General features: G+C 48.2%; 23 protein-coding genes. 14 read left to right on the plus strand and 9 right to left on the minus strand.

All coding sequences use genetic code 11. The features are described 5' to 3' along the window. The first annotated feature begins 66 nt into the window (after positions 1 to 66). Positions 67 to 366, plus strand: a complete 300-nt coding sequence (locus EKN16_RS24995) for a hypothetical protein (protein WP_125663394.1) — start codon at positions 67 to 69, stop codon at positions 364 to 366. Between the two features lie 88 nt (positions 367 to 454). Here EKN16_RS24995 and EKN16_RS25000 read toward each other — a convergent pair whose 3' ends face one another. Together EKN16_RS25000 and EKN16_RS25005 are read right to left on the minus strand one after the other, a co-directional pair. Further along, positions 455 to 1,240 carry a DUF6492 family protein gene (locus EKN16_RS25000; RefSeq protein ID WP_125663396.1) on the minus strand — a complete coding sequence of 262 codons (786 nt, stop codon included), beginning with the start codon at positions 1,238 to 1,240 and terminating at the stop codon, positions 455 to 457. A 132-nt stretch (positions 1,241 to 1,372) separates the two neighbouring features. Further along, positions 1,373 to 2,614 (minus strand): multidrug effflux MFS transporter, encoded by a 1,242-nt coding sequence (locus EKN16_RS25005; RefSeq protein WP_125663398.1) that lies wholly within the window; start codon positions 2,612 to 2,614, stop codon positions 1,373 to 1,375. Between the two features lie 222 nt (positions 2,615 to 2,836). On the opposite strand from EKN16_RS25005, the gene EKN16_RS25010 reads away from it, so the two are divergent. Next, positions 2,837 to 4,420, plus strand: a complete 1,584-nt coding sequence (locus EKN16_RS25010) for a sensor domain-containing diguanylate cyclase (RefSeq protein ID WP_125663400.1) — start codon at positions 2,837 to 2,839, stop codon at positions 4,418 to 4,420. 173 nt (positions 4,421 to 4,593) lie between these two features. Here the strand turns inward: EKN16_RS25010 and EKN16_RS25015 are convergent, their stop codons facing one another. Further along, positions 4,594 to 6,930 carry a bifunctional diguanylate cyclase/phosphodiesterase gene (locus EKN16_RS25015; protein WP_125663402.1) on the minus strand — a complete coding sequence of 779 codons (2,337 nt, stop codon included), beginning with the start codon at positions 6,928 to 6,930 and terminating at the stop codon, positions 4,594 to 4,596. 241 nt (positions 6,931 to 7,171) lie between these two features. Between EKN16_RS25015 and EKN16_RS33555 the strand changes: the two genes are divergently transcribed. From EKN16_RS33555 to EKN16_RS33560, 3 genes are read left to right on the plus strand one after another with little or no spacing between them, the layout of a single operon-like run. Continuing rightward, positions 7,172 to 7,474 carry an amidohydrolase family protein gene (locus EKN16_RS33555; protein ID WP_260182436.1) on the plus strand — a complete coding sequence of 101 codons (303 nt, stop codon included), beginning with the start codon at positions 7,172 to 7,174 and terminating at the stop codon, positions 7,472 to 7,474. Continuing rightward, a complete protein-coding gene (gene add / locus EKN16_RS25020; protein ID WP_260182437.1) occupies positions 7,440 to 8,225 on the plus strand; it encodes an adenosine deaminase in 786 nt (261 codons plus the stop codon). The genes EKN16_RS33555 and add overlap by 35 nt, the downstream gene beginning before the upstream one ends. Positions 8,226 to 8,227: 2 nt before the next feature. Then, on the plus strand, positions 8,228 to 8,356 hold the full coding sequence (locus tag EKN16_RS33560) for a hypothetical protein (protein ID WP_269462713.1): 129 nt from the start codon (positions 8,228 to 8,230) through the stop codon (positions 8,354 to 8,356). A 341-nt stretch (positions 8,357 to 8,697) separates the two neighbouring features. Here EKN16_RS33560 and EKN16_RS25025 read toward each other — a convergent pair whose 3' ends face one another. Continuing rightward, positions 8,698 to 9,252 carry a helix-turn-helix domain-containing protein gene (locus EKN16_RS25025; protein WP_125663404.1) on the minus strand — a complete coding sequence of 185 codons (555 nt, stop codon included), beginning with the start codon at positions 9,250 to 9,252 and terminating at the stop codon, positions 8,698 to 8,700. 156 nt (positions 9,253 to 9,408) lie between these two features. On the opposite strand from EKN16_RS25025, the gene EKN16_RS25030 reads away from it, so the two are divergent. From EKN16_RS25030 to EKN16_RS25045, 4 genes are all read left to right on the plus strand, one after another. Continuing rightward, positions 9,409 to 10,179: a DODA-type extradiol aromatic ring-opening family dioxygenase gene (locus EKN16_RS25030; protein WP_125663405.1), complete on the plus strand. Its 771-nt coding sequence runs from the start codon at positions 9,409 to 9,411 to the stop codon at positions 10,177 to 10,179. Positions 10,180 to 10,571: 392 nt separating this feature from the next. After that, entirely contained in the window at positions 10,572 to 10,772 is a 201-nt protein-coding gene (locus EKN16_RS25035) for a cold-shock protein (protein WP_040951936.1), read from the plus strand. A gap of 86 nt (positions 10,773 to 10,858) precedes the next feature. Continuing rightward, positions 10,859 to 11,086, plus strand: a complete 228-nt coding sequence (locus EKN16_RS25040; RefSeq protein ID WP_125663406.1) for a cold-shock protein — start codon at positions 10,859 to 10,861, stop codon at positions 11,084 to 11,086. A gap of 57 nt (positions 11,087 to 11,143) precedes the next feature. Beyond that, a complete protein-coding gene (locus EKN16_RS25045) occupies positions 11,144 to 13,516 on the plus strand; it encodes an ATP-dependent DNA helicase (RefSeq protein WP_125663407.1) in 2,373 nt (790 codons plus the stop codon). A gap of 11 nt (positions 13,517 to 13,527) precedes the next feature. Here the strand turns inward: EKN16_RS25045 and EKN16_RS25050 are convergent, their stop codons facing one another. The 5 genes from EKN16_RS25050 to EKN16_RS25070 all read right to left on the minus strand — a co-directional run bounded on the left by EKN16_RS25050 (position 13,528) and on the right by EKN16_RS25070 (position 18,163). Further along, positions 13,528 to 14,322 carry an anti-sigma factor gene (locus EKN16_RS25050; RefSeq protein WP_125663408.1) on the minus strand — a complete coding sequence of 265 codons (795 nt, stop codon included), beginning with the start codon at positions 14,320 to 14,322 and terminating at the stop codon, positions 13,528 to 13,530. Continuing rightward, a complete protein-coding gene (locus EKN16_RS25055) occupies positions 14,319 to 14,891 on the minus strand; it encodes an RNA polymerase sigma factor (RefSeq protein WP_125663409.1) in 573 nt (190 codons plus the stop codon). The genes EKN16_RS25050 and EKN16_RS25055 overlap by 4 nt, the downstream gene beginning before the upstream one ends. Positions 14,892 to 15,042: 151 nt before the next feature. After that, on the minus strand, positions 15,043 to 15,993 hold the full coding sequence (locus EKN16_RS25060; protein WP_125663410.1) for a cupredoxin domain-containing protein: 951 nt from the start codon (positions 15,991 to 15,993) through the stop codon (positions 15,043 to 15,045). A gap of 13 nt (positions 15,994 to 16,006) precedes the next feature. Beyond that, positions 16,007 to 17,593 (minus strand): plastocyanin/azurin family copper-binding protein, encoded by a 1,587-nt coding sequence (locus EKN16_RS25065; RefSeq protein ID WP_125663411.1) that lies wholly within the window; start codon positions 17,591 to 17,593, stop codon positions 16,007 to 16,009. Positions 17,594 to 17,692: 99 nt separating this feature from the next. Next, the gene (locus tag EKN16_RS25070; RefSeq protein ID WP_125663412.1) at positions 17,693 to 18,163 is read right to left on the minus strand and encodes a GNAT family N-acetyltransferase; all 471 of its coding nucleotides are present in this window, start codon (positions 18,161 to 18,163) and stop codon (positions 17,693 to 17,695) included. Positions 18,164 to 18,354: 191 nt separating this feature from the next. Here EKN16_RS25070 and EKN16_RS25075 point away from each other — a divergent pair, with 191 nt between their 5' ends. The 5 genes from EKN16_RS25075 to EKN16_RS25095 all read left to right on the plus strand — a co-directional run bounded on the left by EKN16_RS25075 (position 18,355) and on the right by EKN16_RS25095 (position 24,898). Next, positions 18,355 to 19,014 carry a TetR/AcrR family transcriptional regulator gene (locus EKN16_RS25075; RefSeq protein WP_164522989.1) on the plus strand — a complete coding sequence of 220 codons (660 nt, stop codon included), beginning with the start codon at positions 18,355 to 18,357 and terminating at the stop codon, positions 19,012 to 19,014. A 70-nt stretch (positions 19,015 to 19,084) separates the two neighbouring features. Continuing rightward, positions 19,085 to 20,710: an MDR family MFS transporter gene (locus EKN16_RS25080; RefSeq protein ID WP_164522990.1), complete on the plus strand. Its 1,626-nt coding sequence runs from the start codon at positions 19,085 to 19,087 to the stop codon at positions 20,708 to 20,710. 200 nt (positions 20,711 to 20,910) lie between these two features. Next, complete coding sequence (locus EKN16_RS25085) at positions 20,911 to 21,417, plus strand: metallophosphoesterase family protein (RefSeq protein WP_125663416.1); 507 nt, start codon at positions 20,911 to 20,913, stop codon at positions 21,415 to 21,417. A 50-nt stretch (positions 21,418 to 21,467) separates the two neighbouring features. Further along, entirely contained in the window at positions 21,468 to 23,465 is a 1,998-nt protein-coding gene (locus EKN16_RS25090) for an elongation factor G (protein ID WP_125663417.1), read from the plus strand. Between the two features lie 338 nt (positions 23,466 to 23,803). Next, a complete protein-coding gene (locus tag EKN16_RS25095; RefSeq protein ID WP_125666659.1) occupies positions 23,804 to 24,898 on the plus strand; it encodes a nitric oxide synthase oxygenase in 1,095 nt (364 codons plus the stop codon). The last annotated feature ends 231 nt before the right edge of the window (positions 24,899 to 25,129 follow it).

Genomic DNA, 25,129 nt, shown 5'->3' on the forward strand with positions numbered 1-25,129 from the left:
TTTTCGGTTTCATACCCCGTTGTGGTACAATAGAGATGCGAATAAACTTGGGGAGTGTTTCGAGCGATGAGTAAAGAACAGGGACAACCGCAATCAGAGATTAACGAACAAGAGCTAGTAGCTTATATAGCCGCTGAAACAAAAGTAGATGCGAAGAGCATTCAGCTCGTATTGCAATTCGAGCAGAAGTTCATTGATAGTGCGCAAGAGGATGCCAATGGGGAAGTCGAGATCGATAGCGATGAGCTCGTTGATTACATTCTTAAGCAGCAGACTGTTAAATTAGATGAAATCACGGTGGAGAATATTTTGGAAGCCGAGATGGAATATTTGCTGGATAAAGGAATTGTCGGTTATATCGATTAATAAAGAAGCATACAGCGAAGGCTCGTGGTCCCTCTTTAAGTAGAGGAGCCATGAGCCTTTATTAATATTACTTCACTTGCACCCATGATTAAGGTCGTTTCGAATAGGCTTTGCGCTTATGGAAGGAGACGGAGCGATATTTGAGGGCAAGCTTCTTACGTTTGGCTTCGGTGAGTCCAGAGGCATTCATATGCAAGCTCGTATTCAAGGCTTTTTTCAATACATATTGGTTTCGATAATGGGCGTGAAGGAAGTTCCCGTACGTTTCGAATTCAGAGAAGCCAAATTGCTGTTTCTTGTTAATGCTGCGAATAATGGCGGAGTGCCAGCTCGTTTGATGCTTGGCTTCAATGATTCTCTTCAGCCGGGCAACCTTTGCGCGCTCGAATAGCATGTAATGGGTGACGAATGAGGTGGGAGAGTCGGCCTTCCGGCCCATCAGCTTCTTATAGGTTTTAAAATATTCAGGCTGGCTCCATTTGCGATAGTAGAAGACGGTGCGCCCTCCCGTGGTCTTAAAAACATGCGGCCTTATAAGCACGGTATCCGCATCAATGACCAAATAATAATCTTGTTTGCCGAGTTTACTGCCGCCTAGCTTAAGCAGCTGCTGGAACAGCCATCCCGATCGATCCCATCTGGCTGATTGGTAGTTAATGCTCTTCTTCGTGATGGGCAGAACGGTCTTCTCATTGATGAAGGTACAGCCCTTTCTTGCGCATAACTGGCGAATTTTTTTGCTGTCTGGGGATACAATCATAAACTTACCGATAGGATGTTTAACTTGTTTCCTGACGCTGTCGATCACGTAGGGAAGTGTCCCTAGATCCTTCTCGATGGCTGGAATTAATATATCTATCTTGGGAAGAGGCATCTGTTCATCTCCGTTGTACAGGATAGGATGACTAGCTGCACAAGAAAGGCTGACGAGCCGAATTCCTTTCAGATGCAACTGTATCATGATATGACAACGGAGGAGTGTAGGTTCGGTGGAAAAGGGGCAGCTTTACTTCGAAAGCGTGTCAGCGGCTTGTGAAGAAGGGCTCAAGACAAGCAGTGCGAAGATCAACAGTGCACCTACCTCCATAACGGCGATAATAATTCCCATAGGCACGGCTGTAAGACTGCCGCCGAGACCGACAAGCGGGGCCGCCAGAGATCCAAGTAAAAAAGTTAATACACCAAGCAATGCGGATGCACTGCCTGCGGAATGGCTTAAATTACGCATGGCAAGTGAGAAGCTAAGAGTAGAGACAAGTCCCACACATGATACGATTATGAATAAGAAGATAAGGATGGCTGCTAGTCCAGCGCTGATAAGAATCATTCCAAGCAGCATGACACCGCCGAATGCAGCCAGGCAAAGTCCAATCAGCAGCAGCTTGGTTTCATTCACTCGGCCTGCTAATCGGCCAGCAACCTGACTGGCTAAGATAATGCCAAGACCATTGATAGCAAAGCATAAGCTGAACATTTGCGGCGAGACGCCGAAGATATCCTGAAGGACAAAGGGTGAGCCGGAGATATAAGCGAACATCGCCCCGAGTACAAGACCTTGGCATAACGCGTATCCGACAAAAACACGATTTCGTGCTAGGGTTCGGAAGGTGGATAACGTGTTCATGATCCCGCCCTTCATTCTCTTAGCCGCAGGTAAGGTTTCGGGCAATCCGAGCAGAACGGCAAGCAGCATAATTACGCCTATGACAGCAAGGACGAGAAAGACACCGCGCCAGGATGTAAAGTGAAGCAGCTGCCCGCCGGCTATGGGAGCGGCTATTGGGGCTATCCCATTGACGAGCATGAGCAGGGAGAAGAACTTTGTCAGCTCAGTCCCGGAGTAGAGATCCCTGACAACAGCGCGTGCAATAACGATGCCTGCTGACCCTGCAAGCCCCTGAACGAATCGAAGGAGAATGAAGGTCCAGATGGAAGGAGCGAACGCGCATAGCAGGGATGACGCGGTGTAGCCGATCAGCCCGACCAGAAGAGGAATACGTCGTCCGCGGACGTCGCTTATGGGACCAGCAAAGAGCTGTCCCAAGGCCAAACCGATCAGGCAAGCTGTCAGACTAAGCTGGGTCAACGAAGTCGTGGTATGCAGATCATCCGCAAGCTTAGGCAAAGAAGGTAAATACATATCCAGAGACAGCGGTCCAAAGGCACTGAGCGAGCCTAGAATGACAGCGGTCCAAAGGCGCCCGGAGCGTGTCAGAGTTTGTGATTGACGATGAGCATTATGAGGCATGATTAAGAGTTCCTTTCTGTATCCATCTCGTGATCTGTTCAATCATCCGTGCTTATTATTGCTTATTGTTACATTCCGGTCAATCAAACAAGCATAGAAACACCCGTACTTCCAATTTTTCGGATATTCTAATTAAAAATCTTTCATAAAACGACAAATAAAGGGGGAAATCATCGGGCGTTGTCGAATACAATTACCATTCCGTGAAAAGAGAGTGATGCCATGAAGCGCAGAAAAGGCTTTACACTCCGGTTTATGGTGAGCTTTCTTGTAGTGCTGTCTGTGTTATTGACTCTGACTTTAAGTGCATTAGTCGGTTATCGTAACGAGAAACAATCGCTTTTCAGCATGACCTTACAGCTTAACCAGACTTATTCGAATCGAATCGCCGATACCGTAAATGAAGTATTTCTTTCGATGAGAGAAAGTCTTGAAGTAACCGGAGAATATTTATCCAAGGATTTATCCAGGCCGGATCTTGATCAGCAGCTTGACTTGTTCCGCCGCAGTCATTCCAATTTTACGGGGAGTCTAATTGTCGATAAGACTGGGTATGTCCTGTCAACCTCGCCAAACACGCTTGACTTAAAAGGGAAGAAGCTTACGACAGTGGGGGCACAGCAAGCGCTGAGGGAGCGGAAACCCCTTATTTCCGAACCTTATATAGGGACGACGAAAGCGCTGATTATTATGGTCAGTCAGCCTTTATTTGATAGCAACAATCAGTATCTTGGCTATATTGGCGGAACTATGCGACTGCATGGATCCAATCTAATGAATACACTGCTAGGAAATTCAACAGATCGTAAGAATGGTTCTTATGCCTATGTTGTCAGCTCTACGGGTGTTCTGCTCTATCATCCAGAAGAGAAGAGAATCGGCGAGAAAGTGCTCCAGAATCCCATTGTTCGCAAGGTCGTAGCTGGCGAAAGCGGAGCGATGCGGGTCATCAATACAAGAGGAGTCGATATGCTGGCCAGCTACACCTACATTAAGGAAGCGGGCTGGGGAATCGTAGCACAAACGCCTACGAATGTTGTATTAGCTTCATCAAGGGATCTGGCCCTTCGTATGGCGCTTTATACGCTGCCTGTGCTGCTTATTTTCTTGGTCTTCATTTATGGGGTTATTGGACGCCTATCAGCACCGCTTGTCGTGCTTGCGAATTATGCTGCCGTGCTTTCTCCGCACCAGAGTCAATTGGATGAAATTCCGAGAATCAACTCTTGGAATGCTGAGGCAAATGCTCTTCACAAAGCGTTCGGAATGGCAGTTAATCATTTCCGCAACCAGTTTGATCATTTATCCATGGTAGCCCAGACTGACCCGCTTACAGGGTTATTCAACCGCCGTACGATGGGGCTTTACATGGAGGATTGGATTTCGAAGAAAATGCCGTTTGTCATTCTGGTACTCGATCTCGATAAATTCAAAAAGGTGAATGACACTTACGGTCATGAGCTGGGTGATGAAGTGCTTAAGTTCTTGGCGCAATCCATGAGGACTCATTTTGAAAAGGATCATGTATGCTGTCGGTACGGCGGGGAAGAATTCGTTATTCTACTTCCAGCAGCTGAGCTGGATACAGCTGCACGCTATGCGGAGACGATCCGTGCTGTTATGGCGGAGACGGATAGCCCGATCGGGAAACCTGTGACTCTTTCAATAGGAATTGCAGCTTATCCAGGCTCGGCTTTGGTAGCAGATCAGTTGTTCCGAATGGCCGATGAGGCTCTGTACCGTGCAAAAAGACTTGGCCGGAACCGGGTGGAGCATGCAGAACTGCATGATAGTCTGACATTGTAGTTTATAAGCAGGCTTTCAATAAATAAAGGGCTGACCCGCAGGAGCGTACGGAACGATGAACCGTTCTGTGCTTTTCACAAGGTCAGTCCTTATTTGTATGGTAGTAAGATATTTCGCATCTTCTCTTCTGTCATTTCTTAAGCAAAGATGCGAGCTAGGTGATTAATGAGGCACTAGCTGTTGCTTCTTGGGGTTATAAATGTATCCGGAGCATGCTCGCGTAAAATCTTCGGAATGTGATCGGCTGGTTGAGGCTTATAGAAGAAATAGCCTTGGATTTCATCGCACTGATTGTGCTCAAGGAACAGGTATTGTTCAGCAGTTTCTACACCCTCTGCAAGAATGGTTAAGTTCAGGTGTCTGGCGACGAGCAGCATCGCCATAATAATTGCTTCATCCTTAGGGTCCTTGGCAATACCGTCTACGAAGGAACGGTCAATTTTTATTTTATTCACTGGTAGATGCTTCAAATAACTAAGAGAAGAGTAATGCGTGCCGAAGTCATCGATGGAAATCGTAATATTCATTTTCCTTAGTTCTTCAAGTGTGGTCCAGTTCTTATCCTGCATCGCCATACTTTCCGTTATTTCGAGCTCCAGATAAGTGGGGTCTAGACCCGTGTCTGTTAATATCTCTTGGATATGTTCAGCTAATTGGTTTTGCGCGAATTGTCGTCCAGACAGATTCACCGCGATTCTTACGGGAGGTAAGCCCGCCTCCTGCCATGCTTTACTTTGGGCACATACCGTACGCAGCACCCATTCTCCGATGGGCACGATCAGCCCAGTTTCCTCCGCGATAGAGATGAAGCTGCCGGGCATAACGAGACCTCGCTTTGGATGATTCCAGCGAATAAGCGCTTCAAGTCCAAGGATTTGACCGCTGCCGACCTCAATCTGAGGCTGGTAATGAATCACGAATTCTTGGCGATCAAGCGCATAACGCAGACTGTTCTTAATTTCCATTCGCTCTTCTGCATTCGGGTTCAGCGTGCTGTCATAGAGTCGGAAATTGTTTTTTCCCTCTTCTTTGGCTTGGTACATGGCGGCATCTGCATATTTAATGAGTGTTGCGGCATCCTCGCTGTGATTCGGATAGAGGGTAATACCAATACTAGCCGTTACATAATACGCCACGCTCTGGAGGGTGAAAGGGCGTTGGAATAATTGGACAATTTGCTGAGCCGTATTCTTAGCTTGGTCTTCGTCAGCAATACGGGGTATAAGGATCGTGAATTCATCACCGCCAATGCGAGAAACCGCTTCTCCCTCCGTAAAAATGCTAGTTAATCGCTGCCCGACTTTTTGCAGGAGCAAGTCACCATAGGTATGTCCAAGAGTATCGTTTATCATTTTAAAATGGTCCAGATCGAGGAAAAAAACGGCGAACGGACGTTGGTGAAGCTTCGCATGAGCTAGTAGATCATTCAGTCGTTCTTGGAAATAAACGCGATTATGCAAGCCTGTTACCGTATCATGATAAGCCATATAGCGAAGCTTTTTCTCATTGCCTTCAAGTAATTGGTATTGCTCTCTTAATTCTTCCTCTGTCGCAGTAAGCTCCTCGTATGTGGCTTCTAGCTGTTGATTTGCCATGACAAGACTGGTGGTTCGCTCTTGCACCCGGGTATGAAGCTTGCCCTTCTGAGTCATTTGGACATAGAGAAAAGCTAGCAAGAGCAGCAAAGCGAAGGAGCAGATGATCCGAATAACCTGTATCTTGGTCTGGATGGAATGGAGCTTGCTCGCACTGGGCTCAGCGGCTAGCTCCCAATAGCCTTCAGCAAGTTGAATATGCCGATAAAGGGAGCCTGGGTGTAGATCGAATAGATGTGCATCCCCGAGAAGAACTTTTCCATCCGCCCTTAACGCGATAGTGATTCCCTTCTCCTTTAGTAAGCCGGCTTCTTGCAGAATCGGCGGAAGATCAAGCACCACGGAAACAAAACCCCAGAACTGATTATTGATAAATATGGATTGTCTAGTTAAAATGCCGAGCCCGCCTTGTGCCAACTCCCTTGGACCAAGCAGCGTCATATTGGTCGTTTGTCTCGTACGTTCGGCCTGTTCTCTGATTTGCCTATCCGGGTGATGGAATAAGTCCATACCTATAATCTTCTCGTTGCCGATGAGCGGGTAGACGAATTGTGCTTTACCGTCTGGATAAACGGATAAATTACGAATGCCCTTCATGGGCTGGATAAAGCAAGAGGCGAAGTAATTGAATTGCTCCTCCGTCAGCGTTTGATTCTGTGCAAGCTCTGTTTCTACGAATGCTTTTAATCCAATGGAGAGAAGAAAGCGACGCTCGAGTGATAAGGTTAGAGATGAGACATTATTCGATAACTCCACGTTTGCATCATGATAGACTTCTTTTATAAGTCGGTCCCGATAGCCATTGGTAGCCCACCCAGTAAGTGCGCCGAGAATAAGCAGGATACTGGATAGAATTAACCATGTACGAATGGGTGTCTTGTAGCTGATGATAGTAGGGTCTGATCTATCGTTCATGGAATCTCCTCTTCTAGTAGGCCAATATATGGAAACAAGTTGATTAGGTGTTAATTCGCTATTTATCGACAAATTCCTCCAAGGTCACAAAAAAACGGATAGGTATTAAGAATCAGGTGTCGAAAATCGCTAAAAGAAGGATCAAACGTCATCTCAGTGAATTATATTTATATCAGATTAACTGCGGATGCAAGGCTTAGAAGCTGCTTTTGTAGCTGTTAAAGAAAGGATGAGATAGACGATGAATCAGGACCATAGTAGTGCTAAATCTCTATTGGAACAGCTGCCAAAGGTAGATCTTCATGTTCATTTGGATGGCAGTGTCAGGCCGGAGACGGTTCTGGAGCTTGCAAAGCTGGAGGGCATTGAGCTGCCCGCCTACGAGAAGGAAGCCTTGCTTCCGTTCATGCAAGTGAATGATACATGCACGAGTCTAACGGAGTATTTAAGCAAATTTGATTTTACAACACGATTTCTTCAGACGGGGCCAGCTTTGGAGCGAGTGGCCTATGAGACAGTCGCACAAGCTGCCAGTCATAACTAGCCGTTATATAGAGGTGCGCTTTGCTCCACAGCTGCATCGTAGGAATGGCATGACAACGGAAGAAGCCATTCATTATGTAATCGAAGGGCTGCGCCGTGGAGAAAGGCAGTTTGGAACAGTGGCTCGTGCCATTGCGATTTGTATGAGGAATCATACACAGGCTGATAACCTAGAAGTAATTGAGGCTGCAGCTGCTTATATCGGCAAAGGACTCGTTGCGGTAGATCTCGCTGGAGATGAAGCTTCCTATCCGCCGGAGCTATTCCGTGAGGTGTTTGCACGCGCTCATAAGTATGGAATTCCTGTGACGATACATGCGGGTGAGGCAGCGGGAGCTGACAATGTGTACGAAGCGGTTAAGAACCTCGGTGCTTCACGGATCGGACATGGCATCAGGGCAAGGGAAAACCCAGCCATTTTAGATATGGTACTTAAACAGGGTATCCCACTTGAAATGTGCCCCGTCAGCAATATACAGACGAAGGCTGTCGTGAGCTGGGATGTTTATCCGATTCGTGAATACTTTGAAGCGGGCCTTCAGATTACCATAAACACGGATAATCCGAGTGTTTCCGGAACGGACATTACCCGGGAATACCGCATATTAGCAGATAAGTTTGGATTCGCAACTCGTGAGCTGGCGGCAATCATCCTGAATGGGGTTGAAGCTGCGTTCTTGGAGGACTCCAGTAAGCGGGAGCTAAAGCGAAGCATCCAGAAGGACTTCCTTACACTAGGGGTGCGGCTTTAAGGGTGAGGTATGTTTTGTTGAACATTCTATTGTCGACGGATCCATTCTTCTTCGCCTATCAATCACCGACTTATCTGACAGCCTACTATAGTGCGGAGGGTAGTCCTTCAGCCACCGTCAGGGGCAGCTGACGGCGCTTGGTTACGGAGCAGCGGTTCTATTGGCGACCATCCTCAGTGTACCTTACTGGGAGTGGCTAGGACTCATTCATCCAATCCAATAGAGTAGGGGAAGTAGCCTGCAAATTATCCAAATCAGCGGCAAAAAACTCCAACAAAGGCCGAATTCCCTTTGTTGGGGTTTTTGCTGTGGCTTGCTATTCGTTTACCAAAGCGTGTTCGGCCTGCATCCCCTGAGGCGATGGTCAGCAGCTGCCGCTGTCCGTGGCTCAAATTGCAGCTCCCCAGTAGAGCTTCAAGTAAACGAATAATTTCAACACAAATCGTTCACCTCGCCATAGGTAAAGTTAAATTTATAGATCGAATTCCAGATCTAGATCCGTCTCCTTGTAGATAGCGATGAGGACAACGGCGGGTCCATCACCCACATTTTTCACTAAATGGGGGACACAGGCATGCCAGCTGAAGGAGTCACCCTCAGACAGAGTAGCGGAGTCCTCTCCTTGCTCGACATATACGCTCCCCTGCATGACAAAATGCACTTCTTTTCCCTCATGCGCATGGGGCTCCGTTCCTGTAGAAGCACCGGGTGGAAGCTCGGCAAGGGTCATTCTCACCCCGCCAACGGAGCTCAGATGCGTGATCTTCAGGTTGCCGCTGCCTGTCGTCGTCATCTGTCTCTCCTCCTTGCGCACAATACTCATGCGGTCATCTTTTCTCAGGAGCAAGAAAGCGAGAGGGACGTTCAAGGCATTCGCGATTTGGTCTAAAGTAGAGATCGAGGGAGAGGTCTTATTGGTCTCTACCTGACTCATGAACCCCTGTGACAGGCCGGTTTCTTCACAGATTTGGGCGATCGTTATGTTTTTTCGTTTGCGTATGTTTCGAATCGTTGAGCCGATATCCATTGCTGCTCCTCCAATTCCATTAATATTAGTAATAACAACAATAAGTTTATAATAGCAAATTTCCACTTGACTCGCTATCACAAATGAAGTTAAATTAGTTATATAAACTTTAATTACCTATAACTAATATTTTATAAAAAGGAGTTGATGATAACGATGGTACCCTCATACTTTTTTGCGCATGGTGCGCCTTCTTTGGTCATCGAAGAGCATGGCTATACGGATTTCCTGAAGAGCTTTGCGAAGGATAAAGTGAAGCCTAAGGCAATCGTTCTATTCTCTGCCCACTGGGAGAGTACAATTCAATCGATCGGTGCCGTAGATACGTACAGCACGATCTATGATTTCTCCGGTTTTCCGGAACAGCTTTATCAGATCACTTATCCAGCGCACGGAGATGCTGCGCTTAGTGATCAGATTCAGACACTATTCGCGGAGAAAGGGATTCCGAGCAGACTGGATCACGAACGCGGGCTTGATCACGGGGCTTGGGCGGTTCTGAAGCTTCTCTACCCAGATGCTGACATTCCTGTTATTGCGCTATCCGTTAATCGGAATTTGACCAATGAACAGCAGTATCAGATTGGCCAGGCTCTGGCTGAACTTCGGGAACAGGATATTATGATTATTGGAAGTGGTGGAACTGTTCATAATTTACGCCGAATTGAGTGGGGCGCTAATGCTGCTGCGGATTGGGCCGTTTCCTTCGATCAATGGCTGAAGAGCAAGTTGGAGACGTGGGATCTTGAAGCACTATTCAATTACCGGGAAGAGGCTCCTTATGGCAAAGATTCCGTGCCGACAAGCGAGCATTTCATTCCCTTACTACTGGCAATGGGCACTGGTGATCGGAACAGGCAGGCGAAGCTTGTTTATCAGGATTACCAGATGGGGACCTTGAGTCTCAGCTGCTGGAAATTCGAATAAGTTTTTATAGGGAGGCCTGGTTGTGCGTGAAGCGCTTCCAGGCTTTTCGATTATAAAGGGATTTCCCAGGCTTGTGTTTATAAAACCAGGATTGTGGGTAACATGTATTTTGGAGTGGTTTTCCGCGTGGTTACTGCGTTTAGAGGGACAAGTCAGTCTGCATTTTTAGTCGAAAAATATCCAAAAGAAAACCATGGAAAGGCTTGTAAGCGAGTTGCATTTGGGAGATAAACATGGTAAGATATGAGTATCCATAAAAGAGCTAACCTGAATTCACTTATTGAAAAGGGTTGTCATTTGTGCGACAGGATGGTACCTTTCTCAATGTGTGATTTTTTTATTTGTTTACCGAATAAAAAGTACATGTTAATTTATCTTTGGAGGTTTTACCCATGCAAACAGGAACAGTAAAATGGTTTAACGCAGAAAAAGGATTTGGCTTTATCGAAGTTGAAGGCGGCAACGATGTATTCGTACATTTCTCCGCAATCGTTGGAGACGGCTTCAAATCTTTGGACGAAGGCCAACGCGTTGAATTCAACGTTGTTCAAGGCAACCGTGGACCACAAGCAGAAAACGTTGTAAAACTGTAGTATTTACAACTTTCTTCTGTTACAAAATAAAACTGCCCTTAACTTGTGTTGAGGGTAGTTTTTTTTAATAAAAGGAGGGATGTATCTTGTATAATAGGAAGAAGTTGCTAGAAGATATCCCTGAAGAGAACACAGAGATCTGGAGCTGCGAGAAGGAAGGCTGCAAGAGCTGGATGCGTGATAATTTCGCATTCGAATACGTGCCGACCTGTCATATCTGTCATTCACCTATGGTAAAGAGCATGAAGATGCTGCCGACGCTTGTGAACTCAAACGGCGATCTAAAAGCACTAAAAAAAGGTAAACAAATATAAGCAGCCGTCCATCGCAACCGTTGGAACGGCTTTTTTTTTATTTTATAGGAGATGAAGATGCCTAATACGATACGTCTGTCGGTACGATCGCTCGTTGAATATGTATGTAGCAGTGGCAGCATCGAATCTGGTTTTCGGACAACCAGCTCCATGACGGAGGGGACGAAGGTCCATCAAGCGATTCAGAAGCAGTACGGCGAGCAGGACCAGAAGGAAGTATATGTCTCTGTGGAGATCGTGATTGACGATCTTCTATTCATCGTTGATGGACGTTGTGATGGGCTTCTGGCGCATGAAACGATCTTAACAGTTGACGAAATTAAGTCTACTGCAAGGGAACTCGCGGCTATTACGGAGAGCTCGTATCCCGTTCATTGGGCGCAAGCCAAGATGTATGCTTACATTATCGCTAAGGATCAAGGGCTCGATCAGATGAAGGTGCAGCTAACCTATGTGCAGGTGGTTACGGGGGAGCAGAAGCGTTTCGTCGAAGTGATGCCATTCGTGGAGCTGGAGCAATTCATGTTGAGTATGCTGGCGGCCTATTCTCCCTACGCGCAGTTAATTACCCATCATGCAAGGCTAAGAGACGAGAGTATCAAGCAGCTCGCTTTTCCGTTTGATCAATACCGAGAAGGCCAGCGGAAGCTAGCTGGAGCTGTGTATAAAACCATTGCCGACAGCGGTAAACTTTTTGCAAAAGCACCTACTGGCATAGGGAAAACGATCTCGACGATCTTCCCATCTATTAAGGCCATGGGGGAGGGTTTGCTTCAACGCATCCTTTATTTGACTGCGAAGACGATTACACGGACGGCTGCTGAAGAGGCCTATGCCCTGCTGGAATCTAAAGGGCTGCATCTGCATACTGTGACACTAACGGCCAAGGAAAAAGTTTGCTTCAAAGAGGAAGTGCGGTGCTCCAAAGAACATTGCGAATATGCAGATGGCTATTATGACCGAATCAATGAAGCGCTGCTGGATCTGCTGTCACAGGAGACGCTGATGACTCGGACTGTTATCGAAGCTTATGCCCATAAGCATCGGGTATGTCCGTTCGAATTTGCTCTGGATGCCGCGTATGCCGCTGATGCGATGATATGCGACTACAACTATGTGTTTGACCCGCGCGTCAGTTTGAAGCGGCTGTTCGATGATCAGAAGCGGCAAACCGCTTTATTGATAGATGAGTCGCATAATCTGGTGGATCGTGCTCGTGAGATGTATTCCAGTGAGCTGCATAAGGCGGATTTTCTTGCGGTTCAAAGAGAATATAAAACAACGAATCCGGCACTATATCAAGCGGCCAAAGCAGTGAACGATAGCTATATCGCGCTTCGCAAGCAAATTGGAGATCGTTATACACAGGTGGTCAAAGAGCCGCCGGAGTCACTAGTAGTACTGCTCGAGACTTTTGTAAGCCTGGCTGAGAAGGAGCTTCTAGTGCCGGGCTCTGGGCCAGGTCAGGGCAATGCCCTGCTGTTGGATCTGTTTTATGCTGCTCAGAGCTTCATCCGCATTGCGAAGCTGTACGATGAGCGCTTCGTCACGTACACGGAATGCACGAAAAGTGATGTTCGCATGAAGCTGTTCTGTCTAGACCCCTCGCATCTCTTGCGGCAGATGAGTAAGGGCTATCGATCGGTCATTTTTTTCTCCGCTACGTTATCACCGCTGAATTATTATATGGATATGCTTGGTGGCGGCTCGGAGTCAGATTTCTCCGTGACGATACCATCGCCATTCTCCAGTACACAGCTGGATGTGTTCATCGGGCCGCTGTCGACCCGGTATCAGGATCGGGAACGGACGAAAGATCCGATCGTTCGGCTCATCAGTGAAATGACGAAGGAGAGGCCGGGTAATTATTTGCTGTTCTTCCCGTCTTATGAATATATGAATGATGCTTATGAGCGATATGCAGCTGCTGCTGAGGATGGACAGGCGAATACGATTATTCAAGGGACGAGCATGACGGAGGAAGACAGAGAGAACTTCTTAGCTGCTTTCGCAGTGGAACCGATAAGTGCTATGGCTAGATTGGGTCCTAATGATGATGGCAAAAAGAAAGCCTTCGTCGGGTTTGCCGTCATGGGCGGCATCTTCTCGGAAGGCATCGATTTGGTCGGTGATCGTCTGACAGGCGTTGTTGTCGTAGGTGTTGGGCTTCCGCAAATTGGTCTCGAACGTAACATCATCCGTGAATATTTTGATAGCGTGGGTAAGAATGGCTTCGATTATGCTTTCCTCTATCCCGGCATGAATAAGGTACTGCAGGCAGGTGGAAGGCTGATTCGTTCCGAAACCGATACGGGCAGCCTGCTGTTGATCGATGATCGTTATTTGCAGCCGCAATATAATCGCCTGTTACCTCAGGAGTGGAAGAATTACACGATTCTGAACGGACCGAAGCCGAGTTCCTTTTCCTAGCTGGCATTAAATTAAACAGAGCCATACATTTTGGCGCCACGCGGTTGATTGCCATGGTCATCGGGCTCGAGCGTAATGCCGATGGAATCAAAGGCAAGCGTATCGGAGGCGATCGGCATGGCCAGCAATCCGATTCCTTTGTCCGATCGATGAACCCGGAAGGTGCCAGCGCTGCTTCTTACCCCATCCTTAATGAGCCATACTTGGTAGGCTTGATCACCTTCGGTGACGGCTGCGCCAAACAGATAGATGACGAACTGCTTGCTCTGTCCATTATCGACAATGCAAGCAACACCCGCAGATTCGGATACCTCGGGCGACTTGGGCTGCAGTCGAACCAATTGAGTAATTTGAGCGGCGGATACGGACAATGCCTGCTCTACGGGCAGAGGTGCCGCCGACTGATCGCGGTACAGCTGCACATTCCACAGCGAGACGAGTAAGATTGCGGCAATGGCGGCTGCAAAGAGAGCTGTTGTAGACCTTTTGCCGAATAACGGTCTTCTTGCTCGGATTGCTGTTGAAATCGGATGATCTTTATCGCTTTCTGTCGCCATTATGGCGTTCATAACTTGATTTTTCAGGTCGGCTGGCGGTTCGATTTGTTCCATATCCGTAGGAAGAGCCTCCCATACGATGCCCAGCTCCTCGAGCTCCTTCTGACAGTCTTCGCAAAAGGGGAGATGACGTTCGAAAGCGAGCTTCTCCTCATCCGTGCAAATGTCCATCACATAGTCCGGACAGCATTCACATACGGGTAACCCTCTTCTTTCTCCCATCATATCCCCTCTTCTTTCTCCCATCATATCCCCTCCTCTTCTACCAGCAGATGTCTGCGCAATATTTTTAAAGTTTGATGTAGGCGGTTCTTCACTGTGCCCAGCGGTTGATTATATTTGGCCGCCAGCTCGCTTAGGCTATAGCCCTGCCAATAGAAATGCTCCAGCAGAAGGATCTGCTGCTTTGAAAGATGACAATAGGCGTTGCGGATTTGTTCTTTAAAGGATTGTCGTTCAGCTCGATCCTCTGGCGAGGGTGTGCGCGCATCGGGAATTCGCTCGAGCTCTTCAGGAAAATAGGGCATAATCCCTGCGTTATCCCGTCTCTTCTTGCGCAGGGAATCCGTCGTTATATGGCGGGTTATTGTTAACAGCCAGCTCGTGAACCGACCTTTGTCTGGATTGAAGTCCGATTCGGTCGTCCACAGCCTCAAGAATACAGCCTGCACAATATCTCGAGCTGCCGACTCATCCCTCAAGGCCTTCCATGCAAAGGAATAAATGAGTGGCGCATACCGATCATACAAGATAGATAACGCCGTGTGTCGTTTGCCTTTAACGAGCAGCATCAGCTCATGATCGGACAGATTCTGCATACGGACTAGCCTCCAGAATAGGCGTGAATTACGTTCATTTTATCAAACAAAGACAGTGGCCGATAGCTCTATGGAATAAAGTCAATCGGCCCGTCCGTGGATTTTGTTGAAGTCCTTCCATAAGGCCGCTGACGAGCTATGCTCATTGTCCTCACTTTGCAGTAACGACGATGGTTCCTTGCATGGCCGGATGTGGTGAGCAAAAGTAAGTGAATGTACCCGCGTTGTCAAAGGTTACGGATTTGGCTTCATCCAAACCGAGCAGATCCGTATCGAAGATACTATCGTCAGAAGTGGCGGAATGCTTTACTTTATCTCTGTTGACGAATTTCACAATGTCTCCTGCTTTGATCTCCAGATTGGCAGGGGAGAAGGCAAAATCTTTAATTTCTACGACGAATACAGTGCCAGTCTTCTCGGAAGGGGTAGAGCTGGTTGGTGGCTTACTCGGCTTGGGGTTCTTGCCAGAAACAGAGCCGTCCTTCGAGCCGCTATCGGACTTGGCAGGAACGGAGCCGTCCTTCGAGCTGCTGTCGGACTTGGCAGGAACGGAGCCGTCCTTCGAGCTGCTGTCGGACTTGTCAGGAACAGAGCCGTCCTTCGAGCTGCTGTCGGACTTGTCAGGAACAGAGCCGTCCTTCGAGCTGCTGTCGGACTTGGCGGGAACGGAGCCGTCCTTCGCGCCGCTATCGGACTTGTCAGGAGCAGAGCCGTCCTTCGCGCCGCTGTCGGACTTGGCAGGAGCAGAGCCGTCCTTCGCGCCGATATCGGACTTGGCAGGAACGGAGCCGTCCTTCGAGCTGCTATCGGACTTAGCAGGCGAAGAATCATTCTTCGCCTTATCGTCATCTGTGTGCTTTGTACTAGCAGCATTGTCAGCAGGGGTCTTGGAATCCATGTTATTTGTCTGTGTTCCCGCAGGAGTCTTATTCTCTTGTGAGGACTCAATTGTCTTAGAACCATCGGACGCAGCTGTATGGCTCTCATGTCCTTCTGCGGCGGGTGTATTTGTCTGTTGCGATCCGCAGGCTACCAGTAGAAGGAAGACTAGCAAGGTAGATAGCAATGCGAATACTTTTCTCTTGTGCAGCTTTATTCTCATCTCTAGCCCTCGCCTACTTCACGATGATCTGGCCGGTCATGAATTTCTTGTGCGGCTCACAGTAATAGTCGTAGGTTCCGGCTTTATTTAGGGTAATCGTGAAAGATTCTCCTTTGGCAAGCAAAGGAATGCTGAAGCTGCCGTCCACCGCTACGGCATTATGCTGCATATCGTCGTAGTTGGTGAATACAACCTTGGAACCGGCCTCGACTGTAAGCGGTCCCTGGCCGAAGGAGTACTCTTTGATGTCGATGTGGTAGGTTTTGGCTATAGGTGCTGTTGTGCCAGCGAATGTGGCTGGATTAACGACGAACCAGACGTGACCGACATCTTGGCCCAGTACATCGCCATGTGCTTTGTCCTTGATGAAGTAATAAAGGGGGAACCCTTTATAAGTCGTTTGCTTGCTGCCGTCCGATCTAGTAAGAGTACCGATATCGCTTTTGGCAACACCTGTCGGGACATAATCGCCATGTGCTAGATAGGCTGGCCAGTTTACTAGACAGTCGCCTTCGCAGACGCTCGTTTGGGGTGTATCTTTATCAAAATAGTAGAGGGTGCGGCCGTGCTCATCTGTTAAGTAGTTGCCCAGCGTTGGAGAGGTGCCGAGCATAGCGGCATAATCGGCTTTGGCGACAAACCAGACGCCGCCCACAGCTTCGCCTAGTACATCGCCAGCTTGATCCTTCACGAAATAGTAAAGGGGCCATCCTTTATAGGTGGTTTGTTCCGTGCCGTCCGCACGCTTCATTACGCCAAAATCAGCCGGATTCAGGGAGGATGGGATTTGCAGCTGATCCGCATAGAATATTGGCCATGCTTTGAGGCAATCGCCTTGACAGCTGTTCAAATCTGCCGCATCCTTCGTGAAAAAGTAGAGGGTGCGTCCATTCTGATCTGTGAAGAAGGTACCAAGCTTATCGGAGCTGCTTAGGCGAATTCGCTCACCTGCTGGCAGCTTATCTGACGCAGCAATGACGCCATCTGCCTGCAGCATCTCGAATAGGCTGTGCCCGTGCATGCCTGTGGCAGTTAAGGCTTCAACGAGCGCAGTGGCAATATGGGCATTAGTAATAGAGGCTGTACCCGCAATTTGACTTAGACCTTGCTTGGCTGCGAAGCTTTCAGTGGCGGCATAGGTGAAATCCGTTCCGGATTTGAATCCAAGGACTTCAAGAAGGACCTTGTACAGCTGCTGTGAGCTGATTTCAGCTAATGGATTGAAGGTTCCATTCCCCGCGCCATTCCAGCCAAGCTCCTGGTGACTCTTCAGATAACCAAGAATCGCTTGGTTCTGCTTGTTAACCAACTTGGCATCGGAGAAATTACCAGTTCCTGAATAAGTAAGTGCTTCTTCTAAATGCCCTTGAAGACGTAAAGAAATAATTGCCGCTTGTATGCGAGTAGAATGCTTGCCTAAGTAAGCATCCGAAACGCCTTCACCATCTCCTAGCAGCAAGCCTAGCTTGGCTGCTGTTTGTGCATCGGTCGTAACCGTTGCTGTCTCTTGCTCGGCAGCAACTGCACCCAAAGTGGGTGCGAGTAATGAGGCACATAAGGTCAAAATAAATAGGAAAAGCCCAAACCTTCTTGTTTTCATAACGTTACCTCCCCAAAATGATTAATATCATAATGAGGTAACGAACGAATGAGGCAAGCGGTTTGAGCAGGTATGAATGATTATTGTTGAAGAGAAGGCTTACGTGGACGGAACCAGGGATTTCTCATATACGTTAATCCAGAAACCATCGATAACGGAAGCGCCTCTATGGTGGTACCCGTTATTCATAAACATCTTTTTTGCACCGAGCTGGTTGGTAAGCGCGTCTAGATAAATGTGATTAAAGCCGAGCTCGAGCGCGCGTTCCTCCAGTCGCTCCAGCAGAGCCTGGCCGAATCCACGCTGTTGATAATCGGGATGAACACGAAGCCGTTTAATTTCCGCGGTTTCTTCGTCCAGCTTCTTCAAGCCGCCCATCGCGAGAACGACTCCATTCAACCCTGTTCCAACAAAGAAATCTCCACCGCAATCTAAGTAATTCTCATGAATGTGAAAAATATCGTGGTAATGCTGGTGAGTAGGCTCGACACCGGCCGCGGCAATGACAAGCAAATGGATCCTCCATATATCTTCGTGGTCGGCAGTAGAGTAACGGCGAAAGTTCAGCATGGCATTCTCTCCTTATTCTCTGTGAATTCATCGCTCAAGGTTATATGTTATATAATCTAACATGGAAAAGTAGGGGTGACAAACCCTTTTCGAAATCATTTAGAAAAGTTAAGCGGGAATTAGCTGGATAAAATAATACTTGATAACGGAGAAGAACTATTTTATAATCAAAAATGAACGGAGGTTCATTAATGGTTCAAATACTCAAAGATGAGATTAGATATGCCATTCTTCGGGCTGCTCAGGATGCGTTCATGCAGCATGGTTATTCGGGTACATCGATTAAACAGATCGCCGAAGCCGTTGGCATCTCTGCTGGCAACCTCTACCGCTACTACGCGGGTAAGGAAGAAATCTTCGAGGCTGTTGTTGGCCCTGTGTATCAAGAGCTTCAGCAAATGCTCGGTCACAATGAGCAAGAATCGACTGCAGAAATTCGCGGGCTGCACATTGGAGTTCTGGTTGACATGATCATCCAGGCCTTTGGTGGTTTGACGGTAAAGTATCGCGTTCCGCTTCTCATTCTAGTTGATGGCAGTAAAGGAACGAGACATGAGAATGAGAGACAGACGTTGTATAAAATATTCGCCGATCACATCGTGGGTCACTTTGCTGAATATAACCACAGAGCAAAGCTGCAATATGAGAGCAATCTGTTGACGCAGGCAGACCCGGCGATATCGCTTGAGGAGCCTATTTATTTTACGGAAAAGGCAGCTTGGCCGATTTCGGTCGCTTTTTTTCAAGGCTATCTCGAAATTGTAAGACGTTATGAAGATCCGGAAGAATGCCACGGCGTTCTTCGCCAATATGTTGCCCTTTGGTATCAAGGCCTACAATCGCTTATTTAATCAGCAGGTAGGCATTTTTTTTAGCAACAAAAATGAATTATTATTCATTATTGAAAAGGTGGAGATGTCCGTGTCCGTATTGAAATCGTCTCAAGTCAATTTAGGAAAGGAAGGATTTGATCTCAATCTCAAGGCTTCACAATCCGTGGAATCCGTAGAAACCTCCTCATTACCTCCTGCGCACGGATCACGCCTTGGACTCGTTATTCCTGGACTACTACTCATTCTAACCATTGCTGTTCTCGATCAAACCATTGTCTCGACAGTAGTTCCAACGATCGTGTCAAAGCTTGGGGGAGCGGGCTATTATGCATGGGTGTTCTCGGTGTATATGATTGCAATCGTGGTGGCAACGCCTATTGCGGGTAGATTATCGGATATTTATGGCCGTAAGCCGCTTCTAGCCATTGGTGTTGGTGCATTTCTGCTCGGCTCTGGTCTTTGCGGGGCTGCTTCGTCTATGGAAATGATGATTGTGTTTCGCGGTATTCAAGGTTTAGGGGCGGGCATGATCATTCCCATCGTATTTGTGACGATTATCGATTTGTTTCCCGAGGAAAAGCGCGGCAAAATGAATGGGTTATTCGGGGCAGTGCTTGGGCTTGCATCTGTGTTTGGCCCGCTAGCGGGTGCATATTTCGTGGATCATTGGAACTGGCGATGGGCCTTCTACATGAATATGCCTATTGGTATTATAGCTGTGCTTTGTTTCCTATTAGGCTTCAAGGAGAAGGAGAGGGGAAGCCGCCCGAGGGGGCGTCTGAATCTTCTAAATGCCCTGTTATTCACACTCGCGATCATTACGTTAATGCTGGGACTTGAATTCTGGAGCCGCGAGCAAGCACTGAACTCCTTCAGGGTTATTGCTTTTCTAGTCTCCGCTATTGTTCTGTGCAGCGTGTTCATCCTTGCGGAAAGGAGATCCAAGCAGCCGCTTATTCCGATGGATATGTTCCGGAATCCTGTGTTCTCCATTACGATGGTGTTAAGTGTTATCGTTGGGGTTGTCATGATGGCTTGTTCAACCTATATTCCACTCTTTATTCAAGGTGTTACGTTAGAGTCGGCTACCAATGCTGGTCAAACCTTAACGCCGATGATGCTTACGCTCATTATAGGCTCCATTCTCAGCGGGTTAATGGTCAATAAAGTGACCTACCGTACGATGCTGGGTCTCGGAGCATTGATCATTGGCATTTCCATGATCATGCTGTATCGACTGGGTACACAGTCCACGCACGGAGCCGTCATTCTCTGTATGTGTGTCGTGGGTTTTGGTCTTGGTATCATGGCGGCTGTCCTTAATCTGTCTTCTGTCCACCGTTTGGCACCTGAACGTCATGGGATGGCTAACTCGCTGGTGCCGTTCTTCCGTAACATGGGTTCGGCTATTGGAATCGCCATATTCGGTCTGATCCAAACGAATCTGCTGCAAGAGAAGATGGCCAAATTTGCATCGCCGGAGCTTCAGAAGTCAGGCGCCGCTGTGCTGCTCGAGGTGAAACAGCGTGCCGCGCTTCCAGTTCAAATCGTCAATCAACTTACTTCGGCACTGGCGGGTTCCATTCGTGTCGTATTTGTGGGCTCTTTATGCTTAGTTGTGATTGGTCTGCTGCTCATTCCGTTCATGGGGCGCTCAAGAGTGAATCTAACAGGGCGCAGCGAGGAACAAGCTGCTGAAACCCTATCCCGCTAAAGGGTGGAAATTACAAAGACATCCTCTTCTCATCAATCATCAGATTGATGGAGAAAGGGATGTCTTTGTGTGATTGATAGCGCTGACAATTTACATTGAATTCCCTAGCGTAAATGCACATAATGATATAGAGAGGCTTTGCCGTATAGTCCGTATTGTTGCTACGAGACCCGAAGTGAAGGGAAGAGGAGTTGGTTCGGATGAAGCTGGTTGTCCTATCCGATACACATATGCTGCGCATGGCGAAGAAGCTACCAGAGCGTCTTATTCTAGAGCTCAAGGATGCAGATGCAATCATTCATGCAGGGGATTGGATGGAAATGTCCGTTTGGGACATGCTGCAGGCTTATGCGCCTACAGATGGTGTGGCCGGTAATAATGATGGGCAGGCCATTATTGCTAAGTTCGGCTATCGTAAAGTGATGCAATTCGGCGGGGTTCGAATTGGCGTTGTTCATGGCCATGGATCGAGGGGCAGGGAAGGCACGGAGACGACTGCCTTTCATGCGTTTGCAAGGGATGAAGTGGATGTTATTATTTTTGGTCATTCCCATGTTCCTTTATTGAAGAGACGAGATGGAATCCTGCTGTTTAATCCGGGATCGCCGACGGATAAACGCAGACAGCCCCTCTATTCGTTCGGTATACTGCGTATAGAAGGCAGTAACTTGAGCGCGGAGCATATTCGATACGAGAACAAAGGATAAGAACAAAGGATAAATAATAAAGTGGGCTATCGTGAAGGAGATCGACAGACATGAGCGGGCAACAGACTAACTTGCGTAACGTCGGCATCTTCGCCCATGTCGATGCGGGTAAAACAACAACAACAGAGCAAATGCTCTATTTAAGCGGGCATATTCGAGCGCTTGGCAGCGTCGATAGCGGAACGACGCAGACCGATTCGCTCGATGTTGAACGGGAGAGGGGAATCTCTGTACGCGCAGCCGTGACTCGGTTCCAATGGAAGAACACGACGATCAATTTGGTTGATACACCAGGACATGTCGATTTTTTATCGGAGGTTGAACGTTCGCTTCGTGTGATGGATGGAGCAGTGCTGATCCTATCGGTGGTTGAAGGCGTGCAGGCACAGACGGAGGTGATCTGGCAAGCATTAAGAGAGTTGTCGATTCCAACGCTAATCTATGTGAACAAAATGGATCGAATCGGGGCGGATGCAAGCGTTGTTCTTAGTCAAATTCAACGCTTCCTCTCCCCTCATGCGGTCCCGATCCAAGCACCGAATGGAGCTGAGGCTGCGTTCCTTGGCTCAGAAGAATTACTGGGACAAGCTGCTGATTCGCTGCCAGCTTGGACGGCTCCATATCGTCAAATGCTTGCAGAGCTTGTTGCAGAGCAGGATGAAGCTTTAATGAACAAGTACATAGATGAAGTGCCATTGTCTAAGGAGGAATTGGACGATGCACTTCTTAGCGGTGTTCATCAGTCAGCGCTTTTCCCTGTCTTGTTCGGCGCATCTGGCCGGGGCATTGGTGTAAGCCAGCTGATGGATGCGGTGATTCATTATCTGCCTTCACCAGGCGGCTTGGAGGAGGCGCCAGTAGCGGGTGTGATTTTCAAAATGGAACGTGATCCGATCATGGGGAAAATCGCTTATGTCCGTTTGTATGAGGGCGCGATTCATAACCGCGATTTGGTACATAACGTGACCCGAGATATGCAGGACAAGGTGACTCAAATCCGTAGAGTCCATGGACAGAAAACCGAGGATATCGGCGTACTGAAGGCGGGTGATATCGCAGCGGTCTGCGGCTGGAGTCGTGCTCGGATCGGCGATATTGTCGGTTCGCCAGAGGGTGTGCCGGGGGAGAAACGGCTGGCGGTCCCGCTGCTTACGGTTCAAGTGCAGTGGCGTAATGCAGCCGAATATCCGGCGGTTGTGGCAGCCTTCCAAGAGCTTGCTGATGAAGATCCGCTGCTTGATCTGCAGTGGCTGCAGGAGGAACGGGAGCTGCATTTGAAGGTCATGGGACCGATCCAGATGGAAGTCTTAACCTCCATTCTGAAGGGGCGGTTTGGGCTTGATGTTACCTTTGGTGCTCCATCTGTTATTTACAAAGAGACACCAGCAGTCACTGGTGAAGGCTTCATCGCCTATACCATGCCTAAGCCATGCTGGGCGATCTTGCGATTTCTCATCGAACCGGGTGAGCGAGGAAGCGGCTTGACGTACAAAACAATTGTACGCGGTGAGCAATTGCTGGATAGCTATCAGAACGAGGTGGCAAGGCGGGTTCCTGAAGCTCTGCAGCAGGGACTGCTAGGCTGGGAAGTGACGGATTTGAAGGTTACTTTGGTGGAAGGCGAGCATCATGTCTGGCATACGCACCCTCTGGATTTTGTCATTGCTACGCCAATGGGTATTATGAATGGACTGGCGAATATCGGCACGAAGCTGCTGGAGCCCATGCTTCGCTTCCGCCTATCCATTCCTGAGGAGTATGGCGGCAAGCTGATGAATGAGCTGATCGTGATGCGCGGGGAATTCGAGGCTCCAATTGTTCGTCAGGAGCGGATGGAGATCGAAGGCTTACTGCCGGTTGCGACGACGCTAGATTTTCCTGCTAGGCTCGGTTCCATGACAAAGGGGCGAGGAACCTTATCGACCTTCTTCTCCGGTTACCGGGAATGTCCGTCCGATGTTCATGTGGAGCGGCAGCGCCGAGGGGTGAACCCGCTCGATCAATCGAAGTATATCTTAGCCGTGCGCAACGCATTAACGCAGCATTAATCCTATATTATTCGCTTCCCTTTCAGAGACCTGCTTCCCTATAATGGGAGCAGGTTTTTTTGTAGGAATAGCAGAAAGTATAAAATTCGCCTATCCTTTTCTGATAAAATATAAGTTTTCTCCATACTTTGTTTCTATTTCAGAGGAAGAAACTTGCTTCACCGCGAAGGACGGCGTTAGCCGTTTCTTCTGGATCACCGTGAAATTTGTCATCCTTGTGACTGGAGCAGGTGAGAAAAATATGGATAACTCGAGGTTGAACGTGCTTCTTCGGACTGATTTCTTTATACTAAGAGCATCGTGAATAAGATAGGATGACAGACATGCAGAATAACCTCATGGTTGATCATAGACAGTTATTAGAAGAAGCAGATTTATTCATCAAAGACAGCTACGGCGAGCTTGGCAGGTCGAATCAGGATATCGCTGATCGGCTTAACGAGATACAAGACGAGATCGTCCGAACGGGGACCTATACGCATACCGTAGAAGAGCTGACCTATGGAGCGAAGCTAGCTTGGCGTAACAGTAATCGCTGCATCGGGCGTCTTTTCTGGGAGTCGCTGATTGTCGAAGATGCACGTCTTTTGTCCACTGAGAAAGAGATCACGGGAGCACTGTTCAGACATATTGAGACGGCCACGAACGGCGGTAAAATATTGCCGACGATCACCGTATTCGCAGCTGCCGCTCAAGCGGAAGAAGGCTCCATACGAATATGGAACGATCAGCTGATCCGCTATGCAGGTTACGAGACGGCTGATGGTACGATTGGTGATCCGATTTCGGTAAAGCTAACGAGTATTTGTCAGAGGCTTGGCTGGCGGGGAGCGGGCACGTCCTTCGACGTGCTGCCGTTATTGGTGCAAATAGGGACAAGAGCGCCGCAGTGGTTTGAAATTCCCAAGTCCATTATTATGGAAGTTCCTATCTCACACCCCGATTACGAAGCATTCACATCGCTTCAGCTGCAATGGTATGCCGTTCCGCTTGTTTCGAACATGCGGCTGGAGATCGGGGGGATTCATTATATGGCTGCTCCTTTCAATGGATGGTATATGGGGACGGAGATAGGTGCTCGCAACCTCGCGGATGAGTTTCGCTATAATATGCTCCCTAAGGTAGCTGCTATTATGGGACTCGATACGAGTCGGGAGTCCAGCCTATGGCGTGATCGAGCACTCGTTGAACTCAATGTGGCGGTCCTGCATTCCTATAAGGCACACGGGGTAACGATCGTTGATCATCATACGGCGAGCAAGCAATTTGGACGGTTCGTGGAAAAGGAAGCGCAAAAAGGGCGGTCGGCTACGGGAGAGTGGAGCTGGCTCATTCCACCGCTTTCTCCTGCGACTACAGCTATTTTTCATACGAGCTATGATCATTCTGTGAGGAAGCCGAATTTCTTTTATCAAGATCCATTGTCTGAGTAAATATAGGGGTTTCGCCTCGTGCGATGCCTCTTTTTTGTTGGTGAAAATCGGGTATCCCTCACGCCAAAACGTGTCCGCTTTGCTGACGGATCATTCTTACGATCGCTGTTGTCTCCCTATTTCTTGATTCTATCCCTCAGGGGTAGAAATACGGAGACAAAGGCGAACGCTATCGCTTCTTCAGAACGATTCCGTCCACTTCGCTATGGCGCACAAGTTACTGACGAAGTC

The organism is Paenibacillus baekrokdamisoli (genome assembly GCF_003945345.1).
In the GTDB taxonomy this organism is placed as follows: Bacteria; Bacillota; Bacilli; order Paenibacillales; family Paenibacillaceae; genus Paenibacillus_Z; species Paenibacillus_Z baekrokdamisoli.